At 55.4% G+C, this 20213-nt stretch carries 20 protein-coding genes and 1 pseudogene; 11 read left to right on the top strand and 10 right to left on the bottom strand.

Annotation, left to right across the window (positions count from 1 at the left end):
• Positions 1-96 precede the first annotated feature (96 nt).
• Genes RDL77_RS10125 through RDL77_RS10105 form a run of 5 tightly spaced genes read left to right on the top strand, consistent with a single transcriptional unit; the run spans position 97 to position 6318 of the window.
• Positions 97-1302 carry an AAA family ATPase gene (locus RDL77_RS10125; protein ID WP_288192718.1) on the top strand — a complete coding sequence of 402 codons (1206 nt, stop codon included), beginning with the start codon at positions 97-99 and terminating at the stop codon, positions 1300-1302.
• On the top strand, positions 1295-3820 hold the full coding sequence (locus tag RDL77_RS10120) for a S8 family peptidase (RefSeq protein ID WP_288192717.1): 2526 nt from the start codon (positions 1295-1297) through the stop codon (positions 3818-3820). Before RDL77_RS10125 ends, RDL77_RS10120 begins: the two co-directional genes overlap by 8 nt.
• A gap of 8 nt (positions 3821-3828) precedes the next feature.
• Positions 3829-4455: a hypothetical protein gene (locus RDL77_RS10115; protein ID WP_288192716.1), complete on the top strand. Its 627-nt coding sequence runs from the start codon at positions 3829-3831 to the stop codon at positions 4453-4455.
• A gap of 19 nt (positions 4456-4474) precedes the next feature.
• Positions 4475-5257 carry a hypothetical protein gene (locus RDL77_RS10110; protein ID WP_288192715.1) on the top strand — a complete coding sequence of 261 codons (783 nt, stop codon included), beginning with the start codon at positions 4475-4477 and terminating at the stop codon, positions 5255-5257.
• Positions 5258-5259: 2 nt separating this feature from the next.
• The gene (locus tag RDL77_RS10105) at positions 5260-6318 is read left to right on the top strand and encodes a hypothetical protein (RefSeq protein WP_288192714.1); all 1059 of its coding nucleotides are present in this window, start codon (positions 5260-5262) and stop codon (positions 6316-6318) included.
• A gap of 146 nt (positions 6319-6464) precedes the next feature.
• On the opposite strand, the gene RDL77_RS10100 is transcribed toward RDL77_RS10105, so the two are convergent.
• Entirely contained in the window at positions 6465-10253 is a 3789-nt protein-coding gene (locus RDL77_RS10100) for a CHAT domain-containing protein (RefSeq protein WP_288192713.1), read from the bottom strand.
• 180 nt (positions 10254-10433) lie between these two features.
• Positions 10434-10804 (bottom strand): annotated as a pseudogene (locus tag RDL77_RS10095) (helix-turn-helix domain-containing protein); the annotation flags it as partial.
• Between the two features lie 26 nt (positions 10805-10830).
• Here RDL77_RS10095 and RDL77_RS10090 point away from each other — a divergent pair.
• Positions 10831-11241: a hypothetical protein gene (locus RDL77_RS10090; protein ID WP_288192712.1), complete on the top strand. Its 411-nt coding sequence runs from the start codon at positions 10831-10833 to the stop codon at positions 11239-11241.
• 499 nt (positions 11242-11740) lie between these two features.
• On the opposite strand, the gene RDL77_RS10085 is transcribed toward RDL77_RS10090, so the two are convergent.
• A complete protein-coding gene (locus RDL77_RS10085; protein ID WP_288192711.1) occupies positions 11741-12373 on the bottom strand; it encodes a terminase small subunit in 633 nt (210 codons plus the stop codon).
• A 50-nt stretch (positions 12374-12423) separates the two neighbouring features.
• On the opposite strand from RDL77_RS10085, the gene RDL77_RS10080 reads away from it, so the two are divergent.
• Entirely contained in the window at positions 12424-13014 is a 591-nt protein-coding gene (locus RDL77_RS10080; protein WP_288192710.1) for a hypothetical protein, read from the top strand.
• Between the two features lie 243 nt (positions 13015-13257).
• Here the strand turns inward: RDL77_RS10080 and RDL77_RS10075 are convergent, their stop codons facing one another.
• The 4 genes from RDL77_RS10075 to RDL77_RS10065 all read right to left on the bottom strand — a co-directional run bounded on the left by RDL77_RS10075 (position 13258) and on the right by RDL77_RS10065 (position 16772).
• A complete protein-coding gene (locus RDL77_RS10075; protein ID WP_288192709.1) occupies positions 13258-14553 on the bottom strand; it encodes a DUF1376 domain-containing protein in 1296 nt (431 codons plus the stop codon).
• Positions 14550-14771 (bottom strand): AlpA family phage regulatory protein, encoded by a 222-nt coding sequence (locus RDL77_RS24830; RefSeq protein WP_353884996.1) that lies wholly within the window; start codon positions 14769-14771, stop codon positions 14550-14552. The genes RDL77_RS10075 and RDL77_RS24830 overlap by 4 nt, the downstream gene beginning before the upstream one ends.
• 139 nt (positions 14772-14910) lie before the next feature.
• Positions 14911-16107 (bottom strand): site-specific integrase, encoded by a 1197-nt coding sequence (locus tag RDL77_RS10070; RefSeq protein ID WP_288192708.1) that lies wholly within the window; start codon positions 16105-16107, stop codon positions 14911-14913.
• 269 nt (positions 16108-16376) lie between these two features.
• The gene (locus tag RDL77_RS10065) at positions 16377-16772 is read right to left on the bottom strand and encodes an ester cyclase (RefSeq protein WP_223611320.1); all 396 of its coding nucleotides are present in this window, start codon (positions 16770-16772) and stop codon (positions 16377-16379) included.
• 86 nt (positions 16773-16858) lie between these two features.
• Between RDL77_RS10065 and RDL77_RS10060 the strand changes: the two genes are divergently transcribed.
• Entirely contained in the window at positions 16859-17302 is a 444-nt protein-coding gene (locus tag RDL77_RS10060) for a MarR family winged helix-turn-helix transcriptional regulator (RefSeq protein ID WP_223611321.1), read from the top strand.
• Between the two features lie 54 nt (positions 17303-17356).
• On the opposite strand, the gene RDL77_RS10055 is transcribed toward RDL77_RS10060, so the two are convergent.
• Entirely contained in the window at positions 17357-17704 is a 348-nt protein-coding gene (locus RDL77_RS10055) for a hypothetical protein (RefSeq protein WP_288192707.1), read from the bottom strand.
• A 102-nt stretch (positions 17705-17806) separates the two neighbouring features.
• The gene (locus tag RDL77_RS10050) at positions 17807-18145 is read right to left on the bottom strand and encodes a VOC family protein (protein ID WP_288192706.1); all 339 of its coding nucleotides are present in this window, start codon (positions 18143-18145) and stop codon (positions 17807-17809) included.
• Positions 18146-18517: 372 nt separating this feature from the next.
• On the opposite strand from RDL77_RS10050, the gene RDL77_RS10045 reads away from it, so the two are divergent.
• The 3 genes from RDL77_RS10045 (at position 18518) to RDL77_RS10035 (ending at position 19462) form a co-directional block, all read left to right on the top strand.
• Positions 18518-18757, top strand: a complete 240-nt coding sequence (locus RDL77_RS10045; RefSeq protein WP_223611324.1) for a helix-turn-helix domain-containing protein — start codon at positions 18518-18520, stop codon at positions 18755-18757.
• Positions 18758-18898: 141 nt separating this feature from the next.
• Complete coding sequence (locus tag RDL77_RS10040) at positions 18899-19147, top strand: helix-turn-helix domain-containing protein (RefSeq protein ID WP_288192705.1); 249 nt, start codon at positions 18899-18901, stop codon at positions 19145-19147.
• 87 nt (positions 19148-19234) lie between these two features.
• Positions 19235-19462, top strand: a complete 228-nt coding sequence (locus RDL77_RS10035) for a helix-turn-helix transcriptional regulator (protein ID WP_353884995.1) — start codon at positions 19235-19237, stop codon at positions 19460-19462.
• Between the two features lie 34 nt (positions 19463-19496).
• Here the strand turns inward: RDL77_RS10035 and RDL77_RS10030 are convergent, their stop codons facing one another.
• A complete protein-coding gene (locus RDL77_RS10030; protein WP_288192704.1) occupies positions 19497-20186 on the bottom strand; it encodes a CerR family C-terminal domain-containing protein in 690 nt (229 codons plus the stop codon).
• Positions 20187-20213: the final 27 nt, after the last annotated feature.

The following is a 20213-nucleotide window of genomic DNA, read 5'->3' as shown; positions in this document are numbered from 1 at the left end:
CAAACGGATGATTCAGCCTCGTCATTTTTGTTGCAGAATCGGCAAATCACGCATATGAATCTTATAAGAACAGATTTTTATGTCAGGCACCGTAGTATGGAACACTTCCCAGCGATACAAAGCGTCATTCGAGCGGCACTGACCGGCGATCGAGATGCGCTGGACAAACAGATCCTCCGGTTTCGGGACCGCCTCGAAAAAGCCGGTCAGGTGAAAGAGGCCGCTACGGTCGATCGGTTGCGCGCTTCGGCGCAGGAAGCCCATGAGCTAGCTCCCAGCCGGGTCGAGGTGTCTCGCGCCCAGATCGTCGGAGAAGTTCTAGAGCAAGGCATCAACCCACCGATCGACAAAGAAACCGGCGCAAAACTGTGCTCAATCGATTTTCCTGCCGGCTCAAACGAGTCGCCTGTCTATGGCGATGCGGTTAGAGAAACAATCGAAGAGCTTCTCAAGGAGTGGCGCAGCGTCGCGGCACTCAAATCCGTGGGCGTCGAGCCTACGCGATCGTTGTTGATCTACGGCCCTCCGGGTTCTGGAAAAACCCTGACCGCGCATCACATCGCCGCGCGGCTGGGGCTGCCGCTGATAACGGCGCGCATAGATGGGCTGATTTCCTCGTTTCTTGGAACAACTGCACGCAACATCGCCAACCTCTTCGATTTCGCGAACAGATATGCTTGCGTGCTTTTGCTTGACGAATTCGACGCGCTCGCAAAACTCCGCGATGACCCTCAAGAGATTGGGGAGATAAAGCGCGTGGTCAATACGCTGCTGCAAAACCTCGATTTGCGGCGTGGGCACGGCATCACCATTGCGATCACAAATCATGACAGGCTTCTGGACCCGGCGGTGTGGCGCCGGTTCGAGACCCAGATCCAAATAGGGGAGCCAGCAGGGCAAGCGCGGGAATTTTTGATCAGTCGTTTTCTTCGACCCATCGAGGCGCCCACTGGCACACTCCGCGTGTTCTCTTACTGCTTGGCTGGGAGATCGGGCTCGGACATCGAACGGGTTTGTACCGCAGTAAAGCGCACGATCGCGGTGAGTGGGGCCGCACATGACGGGCCTGCGCTTTTCCATGCGCTCAGCACCGTTTTGGGTCGGACACCACATCATGATCATCTACCCGCGCGGATTCTCGCCGCCGACCAGGAAGCGTTCGTAAGCCTGATCGCGAATGACAGCGAGTTCCCGATGAAGCAGACAGAAATCGGCGAAGCAACAGGCTACGGACAGTCTCGGGTGAGCGACCTTAAGAAAACAAAACGTCACCTTGGCTTGATGGAGGGTGCCCATGCCTAACAACCCCGTCCAGATTATCTTAAATGACCGTGATTTTCACCAGGTTCCAGACCCTGGGCAGCCGCCGCGTAACAAGGATTTTTTCGACGGGGCGGATCGGGAATTCGCCGTGCATAAAGCCACATTGCTGGCATCCGTAGAGCGGATCATAGCGCACCTTGAAAAAAGCCCAAACGGGCCGGCTGCGTATTTGAAAGTACAAATGCGCATTGAGGCGCTGGCCAAATCCTACCGTCCGGTTCACTGGCTATTCAAACACGATCAGTTTCCGTGCGTGGGAGCGGATGCGGTGGGAACGCTCTATTTTCGCGCGCCTTTGATTTATATGAAGAGTCTGCGGGATAGGATACAATCTGCGGAACTGACGGTGGAGATGAAATACCGGCAGTCAGACGGCGAAGCCTATAAGGCACCTTCAGCTGCTCGGGCCGAGGTCGGAGCAATCGAATCGCTGGAGATCGCTTCTCCAGAACAGAAACGGACTTTTTCCACCGCTGCGGCGATCGCAGCACTAGATGATCCGCGTGTCGTCTCCGGCTACCAGGTGGAGTTGTTCGAAACCCCAGTCACTCGAGTGATCGCGGATGACCCGACCGGCCGGATTGCGCTTCGGCGTTCGCTGGAACAGCTCCTCCTCTCATTGGGCCGTGGCGCTCGCAGCTATCTGGCATTCGAGCTCGGCCGCACGCCGATTCTCGAGGTTCAGTTGACGGTAGGCGGCGCAGAGGCATTGATCGATAACCGTGCCAGGCTGGCTCGACCCGAGATCCTGCAAACGCCAGCTCCTGTTGTCGACCGCAACCCCGCCCGTCACGAAGCGGTTTTGAATGCACTTCAACAGCACCCTCTTGTCAGAGCCATTTTGCCGCCCGTGCTGCTTGAGCTTACAGACGACCCAACCCTTATCGGCCTTTCCCAAGATGCCAATGTTCAGGCACTAATGATACCGCAACCGGAAGAGCGTTCGACATATCCGGTAGTGGGCGTGATTGATTCAGGGATCTCACGCGTGTTGGATGATTGGATTATCGGCCGTTTCGACTATCTTTCACACGGCGAATACGACTTCCTACACGGAACGAATGTTGCTGGCCTGATTTCTGTTGGTCAGCTCGTCAACGATTCGACGGTCGTGGCAGAAGCCAATGGCTGCCACCTCTATGACATACCCCTATATCCGAATGGGTCCTTCATGGCGAAGTACCCAAAGGGATTTTCCGACTTTCTGGAAGAGATCGAGCAAGCGGTTGCTGAAGCGAAGGAACAGCACGGAGTTCGGATTTTCAACTTGTCGATCAATGCTGTGGCCGCCGTCGAACGTCATCGTTACAGCATCTATGCCTCACGCCTCGATCAGATCGCCGATACCTACGGCGTGATTTTCGTAAATTCGGCAGGTAATTTGCCTAAGGCGCAATCCCGCTCGGCATGGCCGAAACGGCCGATTGATGTCGTGAACTATTTTGCAACCAGAACTTCCCCGGACACGATCAATAAACCTGCCGAAAGCGTCCGCTCGGTATCTGTTGGCGCTCTCAATCCACCGGGGACCGACCAGATCGTTGACGCACCAACAGTTTATACGACGCGTGGCCCAGGCTTGCAGGTTGGCGTGAAGCCTGATGTGGCGACATATGGCGGTGCTGGCGTGAGCCATCCGACAAAATCGACCGGTCTCTCTTCGATCGGGGCAGATGGCAAGCAACAAAGCGTTGTTGGCACAAGCTTCGCCGCACCCCTTGTGGCCCGAACACTGGCTGGACTGGACGTGGTAACCGAAGGCGGTCTTTCTACAGAAGCGCTGCGTGCGATGATGTTTCACCATACGGCGATGCCTGAACCTCTAACGAAACGAGGCCTCAAGGACCTCGGCCGACAGTTTGCCGGATTTGGCAAGCCTGGTCGAGTAAGCGAGATGCTCGAAACAGACGACCATCAGATCACGTTACTTTTTCAGAGCCGATTGAGTATCGGCGAACGCAAGCCGGTTATCCTTCGATTCCCGTTCGTCTGGCCGCAAAGCCTCGTTGACAATGGGCGCTGTTCGGGACGCGCGCGTATCACATTGGTTTACTCTCCGCCGCTCGATCCGGCGTTTGGAGCAGAATTTGTTCGAGTCAATCTGGAGGCATCACTTAAGCAGCGTCAGCTTGAGCCGGCAAAGGATGGTAGCATCCGCCACACGAACCAGATTTCGGCCCGCTACATGCCGAAATCAACCAATCTTGCCATTCCTGAGAAAGCGCTGATCGATCACGGTCTGAAATGGTGGCCCGCGAAACAGTATGAAACGACTTTCAACGAAAATGGCGCGTCATCTCAGTGGCGGTTGGAGGTAACCAGTCTCGTACGAGCCGAGGCGCAATTTCCAGCAGAGGGTGTGCCTTTCGCCGTCCTACTCACGTTGGAGGATCCGGACGGCAAGAAGCCTGTGTTTCAGGAAATGCGTCAAGCACTGCAAGCTAGCAATGCTCGCGCACATGACGTCCGGACGACAACACGACTACGCCCACGGTAATGGTGAGCATGGCGACGCTCAACGAACAGCTCCCTCGAGTATTTCAGGCGAATCTCGACCGGCTGTTCGTGCGCGTCATCCAGCCCACCATGGATGCGCTGGCGCTCCATCCCGTCCTCGAACATGGCCAGGCCGGCTCGATGGACGAGTTTCTGGACCGCACAGCGACCCAAGTCGACAACTACACGGCAAACGAGGCTGCCAAATCCTTCGTCTTGACGCTGGCCGCCGTTTTCGAGCGACAGCTCAGCATCTGGGCTAAGGCGAAGGGGCTGACCGACGCGGCAAAGCTCCGGGTGTTCCAGGAACAATTGCTTTTCTGCGCGGGCGTGGCGAGCATCGATCTGGCGATCGACGATCTCGGCGCAGAGCTAACCGAGATGTTCACGGTCGCCAATGTCATGCGTCATGGCGAAGGACCTTCCTGCGAGCGGCTTCGCGTCATGGCAGCAACGCTGTGGTCCGACACGGCTGGCGACTACGTCGACCTGGTGCCCGGCCCCCGCCTGGCGAGTGAGAATCTCAGGATCAGAAAAAACGACCTCATCCGCTATATCAGGGCGACGACGTGGTTCTGGGGCCGGGCGGATCCTTTGCCGATGGCAGTGACCGATCCGCCGTACTGGCTGGCTTGAATGAGCAGAGGGCGAATGCTTGAACGACGACCATATCGACGAAGACTACGATGACCAGCCACGCTATCGCTCGGTCGCAGAAATCGGTCCGGGCGAACTCGTCGAGGCGCTAAAGAGCCTCGCCGGCTTTTCCGAAAACCCATTCCTGATAATGCAGGCCGGTCAACTCTGCGTGGTGGACAATCTCTTGAACGCACTCGAAGATGAGGTCATGTGTCATCAGGCCGAAGACGATCGCCCGCGCGACAAGATGGCCTTGCTCGGCGCGCTGTCGCCGATGTGGATCTACGCCGCCTATGAGCTTCAACGGACCTGGCGTCAGCGCTGCGAAGAGGTGATCAAACTCGCCGACAGCGGCGGGCTGGATTTCAAGGCCGGTCATCTCGAGCGCGATCTCGGCTATCGGCACTATGACCGCGAGCTCAGGGCCGAGCAGCTTCGCGATGCGCAGCAGCGGCCGGAGCTGGTGGCGCAGATGCGCATTGATCTGAGGCGCACGGAAATTGGCTTCACCACACTGGAATTCATCCGGGTCGCCCTCGCCAAGCATGAGGTGAGCAAGAAGGGCAGCAAGAAGCCGCCGATCGCTTTCGCTCCCGGTATGGCGCGCCGGAACCAGTATTGTGGCTCCATGGAGTATGAGATGAGCAATGGCGGCACAATCATCGGGACTGTCACGCGCCGCGACATTGCCGAGACGATCAGGTTCATTCCGGAGACTGAGAATCCGAGCGATGAAGCGCTGGCCGGCTTCCGGGCTTACATGAATCCGCCCGACATCGATCCATTCGCGAGGGGTTAATCGTGAGCGAAGAGAAGAGGCCCGAACCGCCCAAGAGAGAGAAGGCCTTCGATCTGCTGGCCTCGGTCGCAGTTTTTGCGCGCAAGAACGGCATCGCGCTCAACGATTCGGCCCTTGTCGATCGCTTCATGGCCGATGCCGCGCCGCGGCTGCGCGAAGCGCTGGCCGATCCGGCGCTGATCCACGGGTCGCGGGTCGAGCGCCTGTTCGAGGCGACGGTGCTGAGCCTCGGGCGCTTCAAACTCCTGAAGACCGAGGACGTCGGCCGCGTCCATGCCGCGCAGACCTTGCGCGCACCGGACTTCCGCGTCGTTCTCGATGACGGCGAGCAATGGCTGGTGGAGGTTAAGAACGTCCACAGCACGGACCCCGCCAAGCAGGAGCTGCGCATGTCGCGCAAGTACCTCGGCTCGGTGCAGTCTTATGCAAACGCCGTCGGCACGCCGCTGAAGCTTGCGATCTACTGGTCGGCTTGGAGGCTTTGGTCGGTGATCTCGCCGGAGCGCTTCCACACCCGCAGCGGAGGTCTGCGCGTCTCGATGCAGGAGGCTATGCTCGCCAACGAGTTCGAGCGCCTCGGTGAAAAGCTGATCATGACGAAACCGTCGCTGCGCCTTGTCCTCAGCGCGGCGACCGATCTGCCACGGTCGATCGACGACAAGGGCCTCGCCAACTTCATGATTGGATCTGCGAAATTCTACAGCCGTGACGTCGAGCTAACAGATCCGAAGGACCGCAAGCTCGCCCAGGTGTTGCTCTTCTATGGCGAATGGGAGGTGAAGGGGCCGATCCCGTTCATGGACGGCGATCAGATCGGTGGTGTGGAACTCGTCGCAAGCCCGGTCGAGCCCACGTATCCCAACCAGGGCTGGGAAGGGATCGGCATGGCGAGCCGGATCTTCAGTAGCTTCTTCGCCGACCAGACAATTGATGGCGACCAGGTCATCCAACTCGACGGCGAACCGGCGCCGGATTGGTTTGCCCCTTTATCGACTTGGGACTTCGAGAATAGCAAGCTGCCGCTTTTTCTCGGCCGTATCCAGCCCTCCGGCCCCGCCTGAGTACCTTGACTCCTCCGTCGTAGACGAGGCGGGGGTCCATTTTTGAAGGGGTGCCAAATCGAATCCGGGTGCTCTACCAAAGACGTTACGCAGGAGAGCGCATTGGCTAGGAGCGGGAATGATGTCGAGGTGGTTGTGGCATAAACTCAACCCAAGCCGACTTCGGCTTGCAAGCACGTCCTTAAGGGATCGCCAAACAGAGTCATCGCGAGACATTTTGCCGGTTCTCCGCCCAAACCTCTCGCAACAGCTCGGTTGGCCTGAAAGTTCGCTTCCGCAAGCGAGTTTCCTTGCGTCCACGAATCTAGAAATGCTGGGAGCCAATGATACGTAACGCGCGAGTCCAGCGGCCACGGCGAGGCCAGGACTGCGGTGCAACCTTGGTCGAGCAATGCTTTCGCCAGACCGACAGTGGTCACAGTATCGGGCACCTTGTCGGTGCGTCCACCACTGCAAACAAATAGTACAACCACACCTACATTCCGCAGATGAGCGGCAAGATAGCCGCCGCTGGTCACAAGACTGCCCTCGTCGCTAACCCTCTGGAAATATTTCTGATCAGAGCCGAGACCGCCATGAGCTGTCACTATTACGAGTTCCGATCCTGCTAGCCCGTCGGGGATTTCGGGTCCGGTATCTAGCTCGATCCCATGCTGCTCAAATGTATCAGCAAGACGTGTTTTGATGGCTACAAATGTCTGCCCAAGCTTCTCCGCCTGTGAGATCCACGCAACCTTACGGCCGTCGGTCTGAGCGGGATTATCGCGCGCGGCCTTGAGCCACGATAGAGAGGGAGCTGAAGCCATGGGGTGACTTTCACCGGCGAACTCATCACCGACACGAAGGATATTGCAAGGTAACTGCTGCAGCTCAGTATCCGCAACGACGACAATCGGCCCCGCCGGCAGACTGGTGAGGCGCAGACTTTCGGTAGTTGTGTAAAAGAGGTTCGGCGTCTCGTCGTCTATACCGTATTCATAGGGAAAGTTTTCGCTCCAGGTACGGAAATCTATCACGGAAAAGGCATCCACGGGCTCTATGCTGCCACCGCCCTCACGCCATTGAACGTGCGTAAGATGTTTCTTGGCGTCAGAGCCGAGCAGAATTACCGAAACCCCTTCGAGCGATAGCGCCTTCGCAATGGCAGCAGGCTGGTCAACACTTGTAACCATGGAGAGCGGCTTGGATGTTACCTTCCAACCGGGACCGGGCACGGCCCTGTCGGAAATCATTTCAATGGCGAGTGTCGAGGTCACAGCGTCGGATCGCGCTCTTTCGGATGCAAGCAGACGCTGCGACAGCAAGGCTACGAAGCGTGCGTCGTGAGCTACATCATCGGCGTAGCGAGCCGCTTCTGTAGTCTGATGAAGGTTTAGAAGCGCTTCAGGTTCGAGTTCGGCCGATGACAATGATCTCGCTAACCGAGTTACCATACCGCTTGCTTGGTCAAGCAGCATCTCGAAGGTTTCAATTGTTTTGACTGGAACTTCTACTTCCGCCAGCTGTGCCCAGAGGATTATTTGAGCAAGTAGGATCGCTTGTGGTTCGACATTCCTGGCTGACTGAAGCTCTTCCTCAGCACATTCGGTGGTGCGGCGCAAAAAGTTAGGAAGACCAGACTTGAAGTCATCCCTGAGCCTTGCCTGTCCCAAATCGATCGTCAGCGACATGAATTTATGCCGGTGGGCGTTCGCTTCGGCGAGGCCAAGTCGGCCAAGAATATTCCACGCAGACTCATGAACCTCGCGCGCCACGTCAAACAGGCCGGTATCCCTCAGCAGCCGGACGAGGCCATTGGTTTCGTCCCAGATCTCATCGCCTTCAACTTCCGTATCACCGGCCGCAGCGCAAGCAAAGGCGATCAGGCTTTCCATTTTATTGCCCAGCCGCTGATAGATGTCCGCAACCGAGAACCAACCGGTACGTCTTCTTCGCGACGAATCGTCGCTGAGATTCAGAATCTGCTCAGCTATATCCCGTGCGAACTGAACCTGCCCGGTCATCGCGAATGCTGCGGCACCCAATCGAAGTATAAGGAGGTCGTAGTCTTGTGCAGTCGTATGAGAGTTTATAGACACCCCAAGCATCATCCAAAGCCTGAGCTGTTTGAGGTCATCGTCGTCCTGAACCCTACCGGTAAGGTACTTCATCATGGTAATGATGGCAGGTGCGAGATCGTCCGCGGGCACGGTCAGGAGGTGTTCGGGAAGAACGATTTTCCCAAGCATCACCGGCGACTGGCTATCAAGCCATCTCCACGCATTCCCAACAAGATCGAGCCTGTTCGAAAGCTGATCTACCGATAGTCCCTTGGGACGATCGATTACAATCGGTGTTAAAGGTCGGCGCATGAAATCAAGCGAGAGGACGGCAATCAAAGCCACCCCCATCGTCCCTGTTACTTCAAGAGATAGGACCATAGCGAGACGGCTGCGGGTATAGGTGTCAGTGGGATTCTCGGCGAGATAGGAAATGACCTTTTCTATCGCGTCTTTGAGCTGGTCGCCAGAGATCACGAGACACCCTTGCTCATCTCGGCTTAGCGTCAGATCTTCAACGATGTTCAAAATGGAATGGGCGTTAGCTGGACGCTCGACTTTACCAGTTGTGGCTATGTCGAGCGCATGCATGTGAAGCTTTTTCCGCCTGGCATGACGGACTAGCAAAGAGTCCACATGCAAGCTATTGAACCGCTGAACTAAGTTCTTTCTGATACCCACGTAATCCGCGATACCTTCGGCTGGCATAAGTTCCGCGAGAGCTGAGCAGAGGTCACGCGCTTCAGCGTTTCCAAGTCGCTCCCACAGGTTCGACAGCCCTGTATAGTCATCAGCGTCGTCAAATTTCTTAAGCAGCCGGTTTACTAGAGATGGATGCTCCGGAAACAGTTTCTCCAGCTGAAGCGCAGCTCTTTCCTCAAGATCACGTTCCGAAATTTCGGTGGCGATGTCGATCGCCATGGCCAGCCCTTCCACCGAAGACCGCCCCTCTAAGGCCGCTCTCAAGAATTGAGCAGCTAAAAATGTGGCGCCGGCATCTGTAGCTATTCTCGCTAATTTACACTGGACGAGAGGAGAGAGATCGGAATCGGCGGTGAATTGGTCGATCTCCTCCAGCGCCTGCCCGTATAGACCTGCTCGATGGAGCATCTGAATGCGAAAGAATGCTTTCTCTTCCGGTTTAAGTGGAAGAGCCTCGATTTCATTAAAGACAGGGCCAAGCGTGCCCGCGGCCAAATATTGATCCCAAGCCTGCAATCTTGCAGCCAGAAGTGCCTCTCCATTCTCCGCTCCTTCGGCGGATACAAATCCCACCTTGTCCAGCGACATTAGGAGTTCGAGGTTGCCCTCTCGACCTGGTTTGAATTCGCCTGTATCGACAATGAAATAGGATTGCGTATCTTCCGCGATCTTAACCAAGCCACAGCCTACCGCGTGAATATTGGGTACCCAAACGTCCTCTTTGAGGTTGAATTGGGGAACCTCCGGATAAGGGCCGCTTTTACGAAAACGAGCAGCGTCTAGGATCACGATGCCACACCGAGAGGCCATGTCGGTCAAAGCCGACCATATCGAGTCGATCCGTAAATCGTCGGTCTCTCTGACATGCAGCCATGGCCCTTTTTCTTTCTCGTCCTGGGACCGTATATAGCTCTCAGACACCTTATGATTTATTGCTGCTTCGTAGTCCGTAAGCGCGGAAGCGGATCCGGGCGGCGTCACGACAATAATTCGACTGAACGGTGTATGTCCGTCATCGTTGTAGAAGCGTCCCAATACTTGTACGTATTCTTTAAGCCTCGGAAGCAAATTACCGCCGCCGATACAAAACAGATCCCCCGCACCAAAATCGATGCCATTTTGCTTGTAAAACGCTTCCAAGCTATCCGAGGGAGTTTCACTGCCTCCGGCGTTCTCTCCTCCGTCTATCGTCACAAGCAAAACTCCTTTGACTTGCTTTACAACTCTCTCATCCAAAATTTCTTTGAGGATAGGGCTGCAGCCATAATATAATTTCGGACAAGCCTATAAAGGCCCAGCTACTGGCACAACTCAAAATAGTCGCAGCGGCGCAAGCTTTCCCTTGTGTCGAGTGAGTAATGTTCAAGACCGTTGCTAGAGCACTCCCCACGCCCGAAACCTCCCTCTCCCCGTCATCTCCCTCAGTCCCAGCTCCAAAACAATCCGCCGCGCCGCCTGCGGCGTCACCTCCAGCGTTTTCGCCACATACCGGCAGACACGAGCGGCCGCGCCATGACCAACTCGACCAGCTCCGGCAATTTCGAAGACGTTCGTCGCCCCTCCAGCTTTCGCTCCATCAGCGTTTTGGCCAGCGCCAACCGGTCATGTTCCTTCATGCCGCTCTCGGCGGCCGCAATCAGCCCGTGGGCGACAGCGAGCAATCGGATCTCCCGGCCGCGATGCCGGCGCCGATCGACGGGAATGGTTTTTAGGCCGATATTGATAGCGGCCAGATGGACGCCGGTCAGTTTCGGGTTGCCAATCATGCGCTGTGCTGGGTGCATGCGGAACGGCTTTTGCAAAAACTGATGCCGCCAATGCATTGCGCCGGCGCTTCGACAAGATATTCACTCTGCGCGCCGGATACATTGCCCTCGACCAATTGCTCCTGCGCCTGTACCGGCACAAGGATGAACTGCTGAAGGTTCTCGATCGGCCCGAGATTCCGCTCCACATCAATGCCTCCCAAAATGATCTACGTGTCTGTATGACCAAGCGCAAGATTTCTGCCGGCACCATGAGCATCAATAGCCGTCAGGCTCGTGATGTGATGCTCGGCCTGATGAAGACCTGTCGCAAGCTGGGCATTTCCTTCTTCACCTTTCTGGGCGATCGCATCGGACTGAAAATTAGCAACCAAAAGAACCCACCGCTTGCTCAGCTCATCGCGACAGAAAGTTAATTGGCTTGTGCCCGGAAATTTGCTCCGCTTACCGGATTTGAGTCCCGCTAGCCACGTCTAGTACCAAAAAAAGACATTGTTTTTATTATTTTTTTCCCTTTATCGCGTATTTATATGCCTACTAACTTCTGCATTGTCGACTAAAATTGACCTATCATTCTGCTGAATAGGTCTTGTATCACCCAGCCCGGCCTGAACTGGCTCTACGGCCGTCCATCGGCCCCGTATGTGCCCATTTACTAGCTTTGCTCGGCTGTACAGCATTGCTTTGATTGGGTTTTCCGGTCCTCCCCTGCCCTCTCGGCTCTGTCCCGCCGCTCATCCGCTCACCGGTGTTTTCGCCTTATCGGCATATACAACTGTTCGTTTATGAGTGAGTAAAAACTTACACGCTTGAAATGCTCGCACTCTCACAAATAACTGATAAGCATTGAATTGCAGTGTGGCACGAGTTGCGCTCGCTCGTCCAAATCGCGTTTTGCAGACCAAATAAGTCGTCCTACGCAAGCTGCACTTTATCTGCGGGCCGGATACTTTTGCCAACTATCGCTGCAGAGAGTTCAGCTATCAACTCCGTTTGCTTTGGACCCGCTCGTTGTTTGAAGGCCTGAATCGATACGTGGTTACCGATCATCTCCAATATCCGCATACGGTGGTTGAAAAACGAAATACTGTAGTTCTGGCCAACGCGAACACGATTTGCCCCCTCGCCTTCATAAATATCTTTGATCTTTACGCTGCGGACCCGACCTTGCCGCCAAATCAAGGGCCACTCTGTTGGCGGCAACAAATAATTGTTCTCATCAAATAGATCTCTCATATCTGCGTCTTTGTCTTCTAGCAGGCATTGCAGAAACCAATCGGAATCAATTTCCAGCTCTCGCTTGCGAATTTCAAGCCGCATTTCGATTTCAGCGGAAATGACAGGTTTTGTCAGGTTCTCGGCCCCGATCTGGCAAGCCGTTTTGGGACTGTAACCAGCGCGGATTGCAGCCTGGGTCGCATTCAGATCGACAAGATACTCGCTGACAAAACGCGACATCCGCGGAGTCAGAAACTGTGCGCATTTCTTTTTTATCTTTGGAGACAAAGCTACACCTTCTAGCGGTAACAATAAAACCGAAACGATCAATAATAGAATTTTCACTTACCGGACGATGCGTTATCATGTTGAATCATAACATGAAAAATGAACTTCTCCACACAAACCAACATTCTGTCGACAGCATCGTCAGCATTGAGCCCTCTTCCATCTTTTGGGGCTCAATCGTGCTGCAAATTCGTATTGACAACGAAGTCATAACGACTGTGTTTGATGATTTTCGCGACAAACTTTCCAACTTTGTGAAGTTTGCGAACGATTCCATATCAGGGAGATTTCCTAGTGCGGCAATCACACAGTACGGTACGACAACATGGACGATCGAAGCTGTAGCCGAGCCTGGCATGTGTCGGTTCACCGCAGCACTACGTGGCACGTCAGAATGGTCCAATCAGCCTGTTGCGTTATCGATAATTATTGATCGAAAATGCCTCAACGAGCAATTGATCGGTCTTTCAAGAACTATTGGCAATCACTATAACCTTGCACACGGCTTCCTGTTTTTCGGCGGTGGCTTTGGGCACAGCGTGATGAAAGACCTCCTAGAGCAGGCTAAAAATGACTGGAACGTTGGTATTGCTGACGGTACATTCACAGACAATTCTGATCAAAAAGACGAATACCTGGCCCGCCGCATGGTGTTAGAACTTCCACTTTCATCGGCTCAATAGGCAATCACTACGCAATGCCGCGAAATGATGCTTACCGGGGTTGTGCCAGAAAATATGCTAGCTTCGATATAAGAAGTTGAATCACCCCCATTCCAAGCAACAACAATTGCCATCGGATTACGCGCGGGTTTGGAATTGAAAGCGTTCGGCGCTCGCTTACAGAGACGAGCGCCAGAAGGCGGTTTGAACCTTTTCTTAAAGATATAGCAAACACACAAGTATCACCCTCGATACAACGATCATTCATTGCGACGCGTGCCGGGTTGTCTCTGCGTTAATCTTCCTTTTTGGCTTTTTCGCTAGATATTTCTTCTCCAGCATACCGCTGCCTAACCGTTTCAAAGTGCCTTGCGGCGGCGTTGCATCGGGAATCTTGTCGAGCAATGCCGGATCATATTTAGGGCGGACATCGCGGGTAAATGATGTTTGAGCCTTGATAGCATGGTGTTGCTTGACGAATTCTTCGTATATCAATTTGGCGCGCGCTCTATCTTCTTCCGTGACACTAACCGGTGCTATTTGCAATTGGTCCTTGCGAGCCAACATTTCCCTATATTCTGCAGCACGAATCGACGTCATAACTTCCTCGCACTGCGTTCGCAGAGCCACCGGACTTGGGAAATACTCGTGACCGAGTTTGCCTTGGAGAATATTCTTCACAGCGCGCATAAGACTAAAAACCGTTACACCATCAAGCGCGATGTAATAGGCAGCCTTGATCTGCTCACTATCCGCCTCGCGTGAAGGTAATGCAGCGAGCAGGCAGAGAGCTCCCACCATTTCCGATTGCGTTGCTTTCTGATGATAATTTTGATCCGCCGAAGTCATATCCAATAATTCCCATATCTCGAGCTTCCTGGGCCCATACATTTCCATGCGTGATTTTTTTGATGATGCTCTGCCTTGGGGCTCAATGGGTATTTTGTTGCGGAACCAGTTGCGCCAAGTGGCGTGCCAATCAAGTTTGGCTCCGTTTTTCGAGCTGAGCGACCAGTTCTTCATTCGCTCTGCTTCGACATTCACCAGAGCTGGATTTAATCCGTGCTCAACAGCTTCGTCATGCCAATCATCTGGAATAACCCAGTCGAACGGAAGGCGTGTTGCTCTTTTTTTGGAAGAACCGCTAGGTTCTTCTTTTATCCTTCTGGTATCTGGAAGATGCTGTGGCACAGCAGCGACAAATGCTTGATGTGCAATCTTATCTTTCAACGCCTTAGCAGTCGCGCCCTCTTTCCCGGCGGCAGACCTCGATTCACTTTTCCTTTCGCTCTTCTCAAGCTCTCTTGCCAGACGATTGTGGGTAATGCCTCCTTCCGATCGATGAAAAAATGCCATGACGTCAGGGCCTATGAAACGCCATTTCTTCACAGAAAGGCGTGCAATTCTAGCGAGTTTCACATCATCATCCGGTAAAGAACCCCGAGCATTCCACATGGCCATAAGCAGCAGCATGTAGGATCCCACCTGTTCAGGGCTAAGGTGGAGTGTGTCGCCAACAAAGTCGGATACGTAAAGCTGCATAAAGGGCCGTTCGCTCATCGGCTTGAGTCCTCCTTTTGAGAGGCTTCAAATTCCTCAATAGCCGAAAGCGACCAAGCGATGGTGTTGGGGCCAAGTCGCACAGGTTTGGGAAAAGTCGCACGGCTCTTCGACCAGCGCCAAACGGTGCTTGGACTGCAGCTATAGCGCTCAGTCAAATCACCAAGGCGCAACCAAACGTTATTTGAATTATGAAACAGAGGGGATTTTATAGACATGACTCAACGATCCTTGCTTGGACCGCACGTCATGCGCAGTATGTTAGGAGATATAATCTTATCTGGTAACTAGTACGAACGTTTGACTAACAGTTGAATCATCCCGTTGCAATACGTGTTTTCTCAGCCAAGCAAATTTCTACGATTTTCTTCGTTGGCAAAAAATTGCCCAGTCTTCCATCATCTGCACACGCTTTTCAAAAAGGTCGCCACGTCGATACGCAGCTTCAACCTTGTTTCCGATAGTGTGCGCCAACGCCATTTCCGCGACGTCGTTGGGGTAAGCAGTACGCTCGGAACACCAGTCGCGAAACGTCGAGCGAAACCCATGCGGAACGGCAGCAATCTTCATGCGCCGCAGCACCGCCGAAATTGTCATGTCAGAGATTTTGCCACCACGAACCGCAGCAAACGCGAAATTCGAGTTCTGGAAACGAGGGACTTTGCGGAGCAGTTGAATAGCGGCTTTCGAGAGGGGCACACGGTGCTCCTTGCCTGCTTTCATTCTTTCCGCCGGTATGGTCCAGACTTTCTTGTCAAAATCAATCTCATCCCACGTCGCTCCGCGTACCTCGCCAGAGCGCGTGGCCGTCAATATGCAGAACTCCAGCGCCAGCGATCCCATACCCTCGGTTTTTCGCAGCGCTGTCAGAAAGTCGGAAATCTGGTCGATGGGCAATGCCTTGTGGTGCACCGTCTTCTTCAATTTGCCAGGCTTGGCCATGAGAGCATCTAGATTGCCCTTCCAACGTGCCGGGTTCTCCCCTGTCCGGTAGCCTGAAACTGTAGCCCAAGCCAACACATTCTCGATGCGTCCGCGGAGCCGCGTTGCCGTCTCGGTTTTGGCCGTCCAAAGAGGGTCGAGAACATTGTAGATGTCATCCACGTTGATCTCGTTAACCCGCATAGTTCCAATCACTGGACCAGCGTATGTCACGAGCGTGTTTAGAACCTGATCCGCATGCTTGCCATTTTGATATTCGTGCTGTTTTGATTTGTGCCAGCGACTTGCAGCTTCTTCGAAGGTTAGCACGGTACTTTCGGCTTTAAGAGCAAGTCGTATAGTCCGACGCTCTTCGACAGGATCGATACCGAGGCGAATCTTGTCATGAGCCTCTCGCGCCCGATCTCTTGCCTGAGCAAGCGTAACGTCTGGATACCCCCCAAGACCAATGTGGCGCCTTTTGTTACCGATCTGAACGCGAAGCAGCCACGAGCGTGCGCCCGTATCCTTCACCTGCAGTTGCAACCCATTGACGCCTCCGACAAAATGGATGCCGGGCTCTACAAGTCGTTTTATATGAAGTGGACCAAGTTCTTGCGCTTTGCGAGGCATGTACGCTCCATATCGACCCACCAATAGACCTACCAAAGATTATGCAACACCATGATACAGCGTGCAATGCGAAAAAACAATTTAAGCCGTCAATATCAATAAAAACATATAGATAAGACATCAAATGCGACGTTGTGCTATTACTATATGGCGGCTTCCTCTCCGCCATTTTCCACCCTTGCCCTCCAAGACCGTTATCCCCCAGTGCAGGCACTCGGACACCGCCGGTTGCCGTGCATGTTCTGGTCTGTCTGGCACGCCCCTTTCCGTCAGAGCGTTACCGCCCCGATCTGCTGCAGGACACCCAGGCGGTCGACCTGCAGCCATGCCCGCGTCAGCTTGCCATCCTGCGCCTGATAGATGGCGATTCCCTGCTGAACCGCAGTCTTGCCGGTGGGCGCGATACCCGACAGTGGCCCCAGATGCGCCGCCTCGAAGCGCCAGCGCACGCATACCCTGTCTCCCGCCGCGAACAGGTCTTCCAGCTCAAACCGCAGGCCGGGAAACGCCGTGATCATCCGTTCGACGGTCTGCCGGAAGCCTTGCGGCCCCTGCTCGCCACCGGCGCCGACGAAACCCTCCGACAGATACTCCGGAAGCCGCTCGAGCAGGCGCGGATTGAGACAATCCTCATACAGGCCTTTGACAAGTTCAGACGGGGTCATGCTATACCTCAAGTTGACAATGTGTTGTCAATTTTGCATTTTGACAACATACTGTCAATATGTCGCTGGAAATTCGGGAGATCAGCATGCGTACCCCTCAGGGCGAAGAATTGAGCCGGCTCGTCTGGGACATCCTGCAAACCGCCGGCCGCCTGACCGAGGCCGGCAACCGGCTGAGCGCGCCGTTCGGATTGACCGCCGCGCGCTGGCAGGTCATGGGCGCGATCGTTCAGGAGGCCGCAACCGTGGCGGATGTCGCCCGCCACCTCGCCCAGACGCGCCAGAGCGTGCAGCGCCTGGCCGATGAGCTGGTGCATGACGGGCTTGCGGCCTACGGCCCGAACCCGCGGCACCGCCGCGCCAGCCTGCTCGGCCCGACGTCTCAGGGGACTGCGTCCTACGAGGCGCTGATGCGGCGCCAGGCCGAATGGGTGAATGCGCTGTCCGCCGGGATGCGGCTTGAGGACATCGCCGCGTCGAGGGATCTGCTGGCCACTCTCGGCGCGGCACTGGAGAGCAGCCGGCCATAGAAAAAGGCGGCTCTCGCGAGCCGCCCTTTCTGCATTCAAGCGTTCTGATGGGAATCAGAGACGGAAGACACCCAGCGGATACCAGTAGCCATCGCTGTGACGGCGATAGCCGCGGCGATGTTCACGGTAGCCGCGATGATTCTTCCAGTAGCCGGGACGGTAGCCGCGGTTGTTGTAGTGCGGGCGGCGGCGATTATCACGGCGATCCCAGCGACGGTCATCGCGGCGATCCCAACGGCGATTGTCGTGGCGGCGCCGCTCAACGTACTGCACCTGCTCGACATTGGATACGACCGGCGCCTTCTGGGCCGATACCGGTGCCGCATTCGAAGAAACGACCGAAGTCAGTCCAACAAGAACCGCCAGCAAGCCGGCGGTAAACAGCGAAACAAGATTTTTCATTCGTCACTCCTATCGATTCATACCGGGGATAGGTGCGCCTTCAAGGATGAACAGAGTATGAACGGTATTGCGTTCACCTCGCCCGCGGCCACCCGCAACGCCTTATCCGGGCGCCGCAGGCCGGGGACCCCGCAAACCGATGCAGTTGCCCCAGGAATCGCGAACCTGGCACATGGCAAGGCCATCCTGTATCGCCAGCGGCCCGCGATAGAGCGTGGCGCCCAGTTTTTCCACATGCGCCAGAGCCGCGTCAAAATCGTCCACCGCCCAATAGACGACGGAGCCGAAAGGCCCTGACCCCACCTGCGCGTCTGCAGGCACGATTTCAAGGCAGACGGAGCCGAGCTGCAGGAAGTCGAAATCAAATTCGTCGAGCCGCGTGCGGACAGCCTCAGGAAACGCGCTGATACCATGCGAGCCCCGCTTCAACATCGCCGACATGAACCAGAACCGCGGCAATGGGGTGGGATGTCGCGTGCATGGGGGCCGGTCTCTTCTGCGGGATAGGTTTTCATCGGGATATCCGAGGAGGAATGCTGTGGCAACGGTCCAGCTTCCACTTTAAGCAGCGTTCGTGTTCGCCCCGTCGAGCAAAGCTTTAATGACAACCAGACGCTCGTCGGCGATGTCGCAGACATATTGGATTGCCGATTGCTGCCGCTCATTGCCGATATCGGCGGCGTCGATGTTCCCTTATATTCCGGGCATAGCTTCGAAAATTTCCAGGCAGACTGATGCTGAAATTCATACTGTTTAAAACCATCTATTTTCGACAGTTCTGGTAAAAATAGTCGGGATTTACTATAGGAAAGCATGATCACATCTGCACAATGCCGCGCAGCACGCGCCCTTATCCAATGGTCTCAGCAGCAACTTGCCGATGCGGCGCATGTTGGCATTGTGACGGTGCGGCAATTTGAGAGCGGTGTATCCGAGCCGCGCCACGCAACACTCGATGTCATCAAGCGCGCGCTGGAAGCTCAAGGGGTCATCTTTCAGGCCGAGGGAGAAATGACGCCGGGCGGTCCGGGGGTGAGACTGCCTGCGGGATGATGTACACTGCCTTGTGCCGAACCGCCTCTCCTGATTAGTGATCATTACCAAAAATATTGCGACTGAAACCATACGCGCCGAGCTCATTTACGGTCAATTGAACTTAGGTATAATACCAAAAACGTTTACTCTGGAAACAACATGGCTATTATCGGAAATCAGATCAGAGCAGCCCGTTCGCTGATTGGCATGGAGCAGATCACCCTCGCCGAGAAGGCGGGCGTGAGCGCCAACACCATACGCAACATGGAGGCCTTCGGAAGCGAAAGAGTGAAAGTCCGCACCGATACCCTGGATGCGGTAACCGATGCGCTCAAGGCCGAGGGCGTGGTGTTCCAGCAGGATGGTGAGATGACCAGCGGTGGCGCTGGCGTGCGGTTGGTCAGGTAAGCGCTGGTAAATGCCGGACGGTTGATTCTCTTGCCCCGCGATTGTTTACTCCGGCGCCTCCGGAAAAATCGTAACCGTGCAGCGAAAATGATCGATTTACAGTGCAAAATGGCGCGTGCGGCTTTGGGACTTGGCGTGCGTGATCTCGCGGCTCTTGCCCGCGTGTCGACGGATACAATCGCCCGATTGGAACGCGGCGAGAAACTGAAACCAGCGACCATCATGGCTATCGCAGCGGCTCTGGAAACAGCGGGGTTATCTTTGAGGCGGATGGTGAATGGTGGTCCGGGGGTGAGACTGCGGATGAAAGAATGATCCGGCCTGCCGCGCTTCCAGCATGAAACAGACGCTAGCCCCCGGCTTCCCGCTTCAACTCCGCCGCTGTCGCCGCCAATCCCGCCAAAGCAAAACACTGGAAATGGGCGATAATGGCTTCCTGCGCACCGGGCGCCGGTGCGAACAGATCGGGCAGAACCTGTGACAGCAATTGGCGGTTGCCGAGCAGCAGCATGGCAAAGGGCGAGACCATATTGAGCAAACACCGCCCCACAGCCGGATGGTCGGCGGGCACCCCCAGAATATCGGCAACGAGCCCGGTTACCACCTGTTTCTTCGGCAGCACCTCCTGTTTCAACAGCACGGGAAAGGCCTGGGATGGCGCGAGAATCTCGCGGCTCAGCACCCGCAACACCCATGTGGATGACGCTGGGGCGGTGATTGCCCCGGCAATCAGTCCGATGAGGATTTTCAGCTTGTCGATGGAAGCCCCCGGTCCCTGCGCCAGCGCCACCAGCCGGTCGTAGGTCAGGAGCCGCCGGTGCGCCTCGACCAGCACCGCGGCATAGAGCCCTTCAATACCGCCATAATAATAATTCACCGCGGCCGAATTGCTCCCGGCCCGCTCGGCGATCTCCTTGCCCGTGGCGCGGTCAAAGCCTTTTTCGGCAAAGATTTCGCCCGCCGCTTCCAGAATCTGGGCCTTGGTCGAAGCGCCGTCCTCGCGCCGTCCGGGAAGTTTTCGAGGTGTTTTGCGTATCATGCCCGTACAGTAACCCAGATTTGAAAG

Origin of the sequence: uncultured Phyllobacterium sp., assembly GCF_902479695.1 — a bacterium.
GTDB classification, from domain to species: Bacteria; Pseudomonadota; Alphaproteobacteria; order Rhizobiales; family Rhizobiaceae; genus Phyllobacterium; species Phyllobacterium calauticae.
This window is presented reverse-complemented; position numbering and strand designations above follow the sequence as displayed.